The 6893-nt window shown below is 67.3% G+C and carries 9 protein-coding genes and 1 pseudogene; 4 read left to right on the forward strand and 6 right to left on the reverse strand.

Features of this window, described 5'->3' with window-relative positions:
• The 3 genes from AC14A7_RS13160 to AC14A7_RS13170 all read left to right on the forward strand — a co-directional run.
• Positions 1–318 (forward strand): Rv1352/Rv1906c domain-containing protein (locus AC14A7_RS13160; RefSeq protein ID WP_484009782.1); only part of this gene is annotated, 318 nt, incomplete at its 5' end.
• 54 nt (positions 319–372) lie between these two features.
• Positions 373–1116: a lysophospholipid acyltransferase family protein gene (locus AC14A7_RS13165; protein ID WP_484009784.1), complete on the forward strand. Its 744-nt coding sequence runs from the start codon at positions 373–375 to the stop codon at positions 1114–1116.
• A 55-nt stretch (positions 1117–1171) separates the two neighbouring features.
• The gene (locus AC14A7_RS13170) at positions 1172–1711 is read left to right on the forward strand and encodes a macro domain-containing protein (RefSeq protein WP_484009785.1); all 540 of its coding nucleotides are present in this window, start codon (positions 1172–1174) and stop codon (positions 1709–1711) included.
• 9 nt (positions 1712–1720) lie between these two features.
• On the opposite strand, the gene AC14A7_RS13175 is transcribed toward AC14A7_RS13170, so the two are convergent.
• Positions 1721–2020 (reverse strand): hypothetical protein, encoded by a 300-nt coding sequence (locus AC14A7_RS13175; protein ID WP_484009787.1) that lies wholly within the window; start codon positions 2018–2020, stop codon positions 1721–1723.
• Between the two features lie 96 nt (positions 2021–2116).
• Positions 2117–2944 (reverse strand): aldo/keto reductase, encoded by an 828-nt coding sequence (locus AC14A7_RS13180; RefSeq protein WP_484009789.1) that lies wholly within the window; start codon positions 2942–2944, stop codon positions 2117–2119.
• A 30-nt stretch (positions 2945–2974) separates the two neighbouring features.
• Here AC14A7_RS13180 and AC14A7_RS13185 point away from each other — a divergent pair, with 30 nt between their 5' ends.
• Complete coding sequence (locus AC14A7_RS13185) at positions 2975–4165, forward strand: MarP family serine protease (RefSeq protein ID WP_484009791.1); 1191 nt, start codon at positions 2975–2977, stop codon at positions 4163–4165.
• Here the strand turns inward: AC14A7_RS13185 and AC14A7_RS13190 are convergent.
• The 4 genes and pseudogenes from AC14A7_RS13190 to AC14A7_RS13205 all read right to left on the reverse strand — a co-directional run.
• On the reverse strand, positions 4128–4808 hold the full coding sequence (locus AC14A7_RS13190) for a lysoplasmalogenase family protein (protein WP_484009793.1): 681 nt from the start codon (positions 4806–4808) through the stop codon (positions 4128–4130). The genes AC14A7_RS13185 and AC14A7_RS13190 overlap by 38 nt on opposite strands.
• A gap of 2 nt (positions 4809–4810) precedes the next feature.
• On the reverse strand, positions 4811–5170 hold the full coding sequence (locus tag AC14A7_RS13195; protein WP_484009795.1) for a nuclear transport factor 2 family protein: 360 nt from the start codon (positions 5168–5170) through the stop codon (positions 4811–4813).
• A gap of 48 nt (positions 5171–5218) precedes the next feature.
• A complete protein-coding gene (locus tag AC14A7_RS13200; protein WP_484009797.1) occupies positions 5219–6067 on the reverse strand; it encodes a nuclease-related domain-containing protein in 849 nt (282 codons plus the stop codon).
• A gap of 113 nt (positions 6068–6180) precedes the next feature.
• A pseudogene (locus AC14A7_RS13205) lies at positions 6181–6893 on the reverse strand (AAA family ATPase); the annotation flags it as partial.

The raw sequence follows: 6893 nt of genomic DNA on the forward strand, positions 1-6893 counted from the left end.
GCCGGTGGGCTTGCGGCGTGCACGCCCACCGCCTCCTCGAACTCCGCCGACATCGAGGCCGATGAGCCTGGTGAGAGCACAGAGCAGGATGGCAGCACACAGGGAGCCATCGTCGCGGGCACCGGCGAATATGCGGTGCCCGGCGACACCGCGATCGGCGGGTACGAGCTGCCCGACGTGCAGCCCGACGGCTGCACCTGGACGCTCTACCAGGACGAGGCCGTCGTCGCCGAGAACCAGGGCGGCACGGTCTTCATCACCGACGTGACAACGCGCTTCGTGACCGACGGCTGCCCCGACTGGGTGCAGTTCGAGTAGCAGACGTTCTCGCATCATCCCGAATTCTCAGCATTTCGCGCCTAGCCTGAGAGCATGAGCGAGCCCACCTACACTGCGGCCATCGGAGCCGGGCGGGCGATGTTCGCGGCACTGCGGGTCAGGCCGTCAGCGAGGGGTGCAGAGAACATCCCAGACACCGGCGGTGCCGTCATCGCCATGACGCACTTCGGCTACCTCGAGTTCGCCCTCGTCGAGTGGGTGACGTGGCTGCACAACCGCCGACGCATCCGGTTCATGGCGAAGAAGCCGGTCTTCGACAAGCCGGTCGTCGGCTGGCTCATGCGCAGCATGCGACACATCTCAGTCGACATGACGGCGGGAGCCGATGCCTACGCCGAGGCGGTCGCGGCACTGCGCAACGGGGAGCTCATCGGCGTGTTTCCCGAGGCCGGCGTCAGTGCGTCGTTCACCGTGCGCGAGCTGAAGACGGGTGCTGCGCGCCTCGCAGCCGAGGCCGGCGTCCCGCTCATTCCTGTGGCGGTGTGGGGCGGCCAGCGGCTCATGACCAAGGGCCACCGTGTACGGATGCGGGAGCGCTTCGGCATACCCGTCACCTTTGCGTTCGGCACCCCGCTCTCTGTCGCCGGCGACCCGCGCGAGGCCACCCTTCAGCTGCGCTCGGCCCTCGAGTCGCTCGTCGCCGACCTGCAGGCCGACTACCCGGTCGACGGGGCCGGCCAGTGGTGGCAGCCGCGGGAGCTCGGCGGAACAGCGATGTCGCGGGATGAGGCGACCGCCCTCGAGGCGGAGATCGCCGCGCGCCGCGCGGCCCGCTAGAACCCGCCGTGTCAAGCCGTCGGCGTCGGTGGCTCGTAAACCGTACGCTCAGATCATGACGACGACGATTGCAGTGTTCCACGGAGACATCGCCGAGTTCGAGGCGGATGTCATCGCGCATGCGGCCAACAGCTCCCTGCTCAGCGACAGCGGCGAGGAGGGCGCCATCCACCGGGGCGGCGGCCCGGAGATCATCGCCGAGATCCAGCGCATCCGCGATGTCAAGCTCACCGACGGCCTGCCCGCCGGCGAGGTCATCTCCACCAACGCGGGAGACCTGCCAGCGAAGTGGGTCGTGCACACCGTCGCTCCGGCGTTCGACGAGGAGAACGTCGAGACCCTTCGCTCGTGCTACATCGAGTCGATGGACCTCGCCGACAAGCTCGGGGCCTTCACCATCGCCCTTCCGGTTCTTGGCCTTGGCGTTCACGGCTGGCCCCTCGAGGAAGCCGTCCGCCACGCAGTGGAGGCCGTCGCCTCGACGGAGACGCACCTCACAACCGCCACCTTCGTGGTTGAGTCAGACGATGTCTATGCCGTGCTGGTCTCGGCCGTCGAGGCGACCGTCAACACCGGGCACGCGGACGACAGGTAGACCCAGGCGCTAGCGAGCACTCCCGAAGAGCAGCATCGCGAGCGACCAGGAGAACGCGACAACGCCGAGCATCATGCCGACGATCGCGAAACGACGGCGGTTGACCCGCAGCCACAGGTCGACGCCTCCGATGACGAGCGCGGCGGCCGCCGGAACCCATGCCACCTCGTCGAAACCAGGAGTGAAGAACAGGACGACAGCGACCGCACCGAAGACGATCGATGCGATTCCGAGCCCTTCAAGTCGGATCTCTCGCCCAGAGGCACGGGTGCCGACGGATCCGAATGCGTCGTTTCGGGTGTCGCTCACCATCGGCTGTCCTCTCGCTCGTGGAACAGCCACAACCTTCCCTCAACGCGCTGGGCAGCGCCCCTGCGGGGAGTGGGTGTTGCCTGTGCGACGGCGCTAGAACTCCTCGTGCGTCTCCGGGTCTCCGCCCCACAGGCGGCCGGACTCAAGCCCGGAGATCGCGGCGACCTCCTCGTCGCTGAGCTCGAAGCCGAATATGTCGAGGTTCTCGCGCTGGCGCGCAGCATCGCCAGACTTGGGAATAGGCACAACCCCGAGCTGCACGTGCCAGCGCAGCACCGCCTGGGTCGGTGTGACCCCGTGGGCGGCAGCGATCGTGGTCACGACCTCTTCGCCAGAGACCTCCTTGCGCCGCGCGAGCGGGCTCCAGCCCTCTGTCACGATTCCCTTCGAGGCGTGGAAGGCCCGCAGCTCTGCCTGGGGGAAGCGCGGGTGCAGCTCGACCTGGTTGACCGTGGGAAGCACGCCCGTCTCCGCCTCGAGGCGCTCGATGAACGCTGGGGTGAAGTTGCTGACGCCGATGCTGCGCACGAGGCCGCGCTCGCGCAACTCGATCATCGCCTTCCAGCTCTCGACGTACTTGTCCTGCTTTGGCAGCGGCCAGTGGATGATGTACAGGTCGACGACGTCGAGGCCGAGGTTGCTGCGCGACTCCTCGAAGCTCGCAAGGGTCTCGTCATAGCCGTGATGGCGTCCGGGCAGCTTCGTCGTGATGAAAAGCTCGTCGCGACGGCCGGAGCGTCGCACCGCCTCGCCAACCTCTGCCTCGTTCTTGTAGTTGAGGGCAGTGTCGAGCAGTGTGTACCCGGATTCGATGGCTGCCTCGATCGCCGAGATGCCCTCCTCACCCGTGAGGTTGTACGTGCCGAGGCCGATGGCCGGGATGCGGTTTCCGTCAAGGAGCTGGTGGTGTGGCGTGGTCATCTCTCCAGTCTGCACCCTAGGGTTGGGAGCGTGATCGAGGTCTGGATATTCGACATCCTGCTGGTGCTGCTGCTGCTCGCATATGGCAGCTTCGGATTTCGAAACGGAGCGGCCTACGCGCTCGGTGCCGTGATCGGACTCGTGGTCGGATCGCTGATCGCCTACCTGCTCGTTCCCGTCATCGGCAACCTCATCACCAACTCGACCGTGCGCGTGATCGTGGTGATTGCGATCGCCGTCTCGCTCATGGCCGGTGGGCATGCCGCGGGAACATCGATCGCGACGATGATCGACCGGTCGGTGACGGCACGCAGTCTCAAGATCGCCAACCGCATCCTCGGCGCGGTCGTCAACTTCGTCGCCGCCTCGCTCGTGGTCTCCCTCCTCGCCTCCGGGCTCGCGAGCTTCGGCATCCCTCCCGTCTCGCGTGTACTCGCCAGCTCCCTCGTGCTGCGCACCATCTCTGCCATCACCCCCGACCCGGTCGAGGCCTTCCTTGCTCAGGTGCGGTCGGCGATCATCAGCGACGGCATCCCCGTGATCACGGAGGCACTCGGCGGAATCACCGAGCCACCGGTGCTGCCAGACAACGTCGACACCGGCAATGCGGCGCTCACCGCAGCAGCCCAGTCGGTCGTGCGCATCACCGGAACCGCCGCCGCCTGCTCGCAGAACCAGTCGGGCACCGGCTTCGTCGTCGCAAACGAGCGGATCGTGACGAACGCCCACGTCGTCTCAGGCGTGACGGAGGCCGTGGTCGAGACCCCCGGCGGACAGGCCCTCAGCGCGACCATCGTCTACTTCGACCCCGTCGACGATCTCGCCGTGCTCGCGGTGCCTGGACTGGATGCCTCCCCGCTGACCCTGGGAGACACCGTCGCCACGGGTGCCACCGGCGTCATCGACGGCTACCCCTGGGGCGGGCCGTTCGTGACAAGCGCGGCAGAGGTGCTGTCGGTCAACACAGCCCAGGTCAACGACATCTACAACTCGAGCGCCAATCCGCGCGAGGTCTACTCGCTCGCGACGACCGTCAACGAGGGCGACTCCGGCGGGCCATTCCTCACGCAGGATGGCGTGGTTGCCGGCGTGGTGTTCGCCAAGAGCGCCGACACCGCCAACCTCGGCTATGCGATGACGATGGCAGAGCTCCAGCCCGTCGCCGAGCAGGCGGCAGCGCTGACTAGACCAGTGCCGACTGGGGAGTGCTCACGGGGCTGACCGCCTGACGCGCGCGCACATGCAGCACGGTGCCGAGAATGATGAGGCCCTGACCGGCGATGTAGAACACCATGATGGTGAAGTTCATCTGCCAGAACTCGAAGTCAGGGTAGAACAGTCGGAACGCCAGCAGGGTGTCGGACACGAGGAAGAGCGCTGCACCGACTGCCACAAACCGGTTCGTGCCGAGAGCGGCCGCGGAGGCGGTGGCGAGCACGAGACCGTAGCCAGCGACGGGAATCAGCAGCGACCCGATGTACGGCGCGAGGATCGTGATGAGAGCGAACCACCATGCCGCGAAGACGAGGGCGAACAACGGCACGGTGCGCTGGCGCAACGGCCAGGCGAAGAGCACGAGGTAGGCGACGTGCGCGAGCATGAAGGCGCCGAGACCGAGGAGGAACCCGAGGTCGCCCGGCGACTCGAGCAGAGCATCGCCGAGCCAGGACAGCACGATCGCGACGACGCCGAGCAGCACCACGAGGCCGCGGCGCACGGGCAGTTCGAGCAGGAAGCCCACGAGGAGCGCCGGCATAATGGCCAGCTTGCTGTAGGTCGACCCGTCGTGCCAGTCGATGAACAGGGTGATCAGGTGGATAGCACCGACGATCATGAAGGGAATGAACCCTCGAGGAACGGCCATGCTCAGTCTTTCTCCGATTGGTCCATCCACCATTCTGTGTACTCTATTGCACGCCCGTCGGGGGCAAACCGGATTATCCAGAGATTGCTGTAGGCCGGCCCATCGACGTAGGTGGTCTGGGCGGAGACGACGGCGAGATCCTCGCTGTCGACCACCGCCGACCAGGTGAATTCCGTCTCACCGGGGGCGTCGGCCGCCGCGAGCCAGCCCGCCACGATGCCGTCGTGACCGACCCACGGCTCGGCGAACGGTGCCGTGTAGTACTCGGCCTCCTCGGTGAACAGCACGCGGATGTCGTCAGGAGCGTTCGACTCCCATGCGGTGCGGTAGCCCGCCATCCAGGTCTCAATTCGCTGTGCCATGCTCCCGTTCTACCGCGAGAACCCGCCGGCGACCAGAGTCGGAACTGACTACAGGCCGAACGAGCCGATCGTGCTCGCGAGGATCGAGTAGGTCATGCCGGCGAAGCCGCCGACGGCAACGAGCCCCGCTCCGATCGTCCACGCGAGCTGCACGCGCGCGGCAGAGCGCACCTCGCTGCGTAGTCTCTCGAACCGCTCGCGCTGGCCGCTGGGCTCGACGGACACCACGGTGCCATCGTCGTACCAGGTGGATGCGAGGGATGCCGCGGCGCCGAACTCCGCGACGTCGCCGGGGGCGAGCGCGCGCTTGTGACGCAGCAGCCACGCAACGAGGTGCGACGACTCGAGCACCGCGACATCCCGCTGCTTCTCGCGAACAACAAGGCTCTTTGGCGCGACGACCGCGAGGATGCCGGATACCTCGACGGGCCGACCGGCCGCGGCCGTCAGCAGGCGCTCGGCGCGGCCCATCTCGTACTCCATGTCACGAATGTGCGGATACCGCACCCCAGCAACGAGGAATGTGCGCTGCGAGGCCCAGACGTCTGACCCCGTGTGGTTGCGCGTCGACACGACGAAGACGCCGCTCGGGCCGATCACGAGATGGTCGATGTCGGCGTGGTCGATATCGACGGGCAGGGCGTGCAGCACGTGCCATTCCGGGCCAAGACGGTCGAGCGCCTCACCGACCTCGATCTCGCCCACAACGCCGCGGTAGAGCGGCTGTGTCTCCACGCTCAGCGGGCTGACGCCGAAGATGCGGGCCACCCGGGAGCGCGAGGGAACCTGCTCCTGCTGGCGCAGGAGCTCGCCGATGGCGACATGACCGGCACGGCTCTCGAAGGAGCCAGTGGTATCGGCGGCACGGTCGGTGGACGACACGTCTCCGTCAGTCATCATGTGGCCCTCACTTGCGAGCCTGGCTGGATAGCGCACGGGTGGTGTGCTCGCTATCCAACTGTGGACTCTCGCCCCGAATGCCACTACCCCCAAAGGTGAGGGCGCTGCGACTACTGCTGCATTCCGCGCGGCAGGTCGCGGGTCGTGACGAGATGGAGGCGCTGGGTCGGCCTGGTCAACGACACGTAGAGGGCTGCCGCACCTCGCTCGATCTCCGACACGATGAGCGCCGGCTCGACGACGACAGCGGTGTCGAACTCCAGGCCCTTCGCATCGGCGGGAGTCATGAACGCGATCGGTCGTACGAGGCCAGCCGGGCCACGGCCCGCCGAGTCGCCGAGAGTCGGGGCGAGCTCGGCGAACAGGGCGTCAATCTGCGAGGCACTGGCGATGACGGCGATCGTTCCGCCCTCGTCGATCGCCCGGTCGGCGGCAAGCACCTCGTTCAGGGTCGCGGCGACATCCGTGGAGCGGTGCACTGCCACCGGCCACTCGCTGTCGCGCACCGCGCTCGAGCGGGTGATGGCGAGGCCGTGGGCGAGCGCCATCGACTCGGCGACCGCTGCGATCTGCGCCGGCGTTCGGTAGTTGACGGTCAGTTCCTCTATGCGCCAGTTGTCTCGGCCGAAGGAGGCGAGGGCCTGCGTCCACGTGGTGGCGCCGGCTGCCGCGCTCGCCTGCGCCACATCCCCGACAATGGTGAACGACTTCTGCGGTCCGCGGCGCTGCAGCAGACGCCACTGCATCGGCGAGAGCTCCTGGGCCTCGTCGACCACGATGTGCCCGAAGGCCCAGGTGCGATCGGCCGCTGCGAGTTCTGCCG

The sequence above is a fragment of the Conyzicola sp. genome (genome assembly GCF_057073975.1).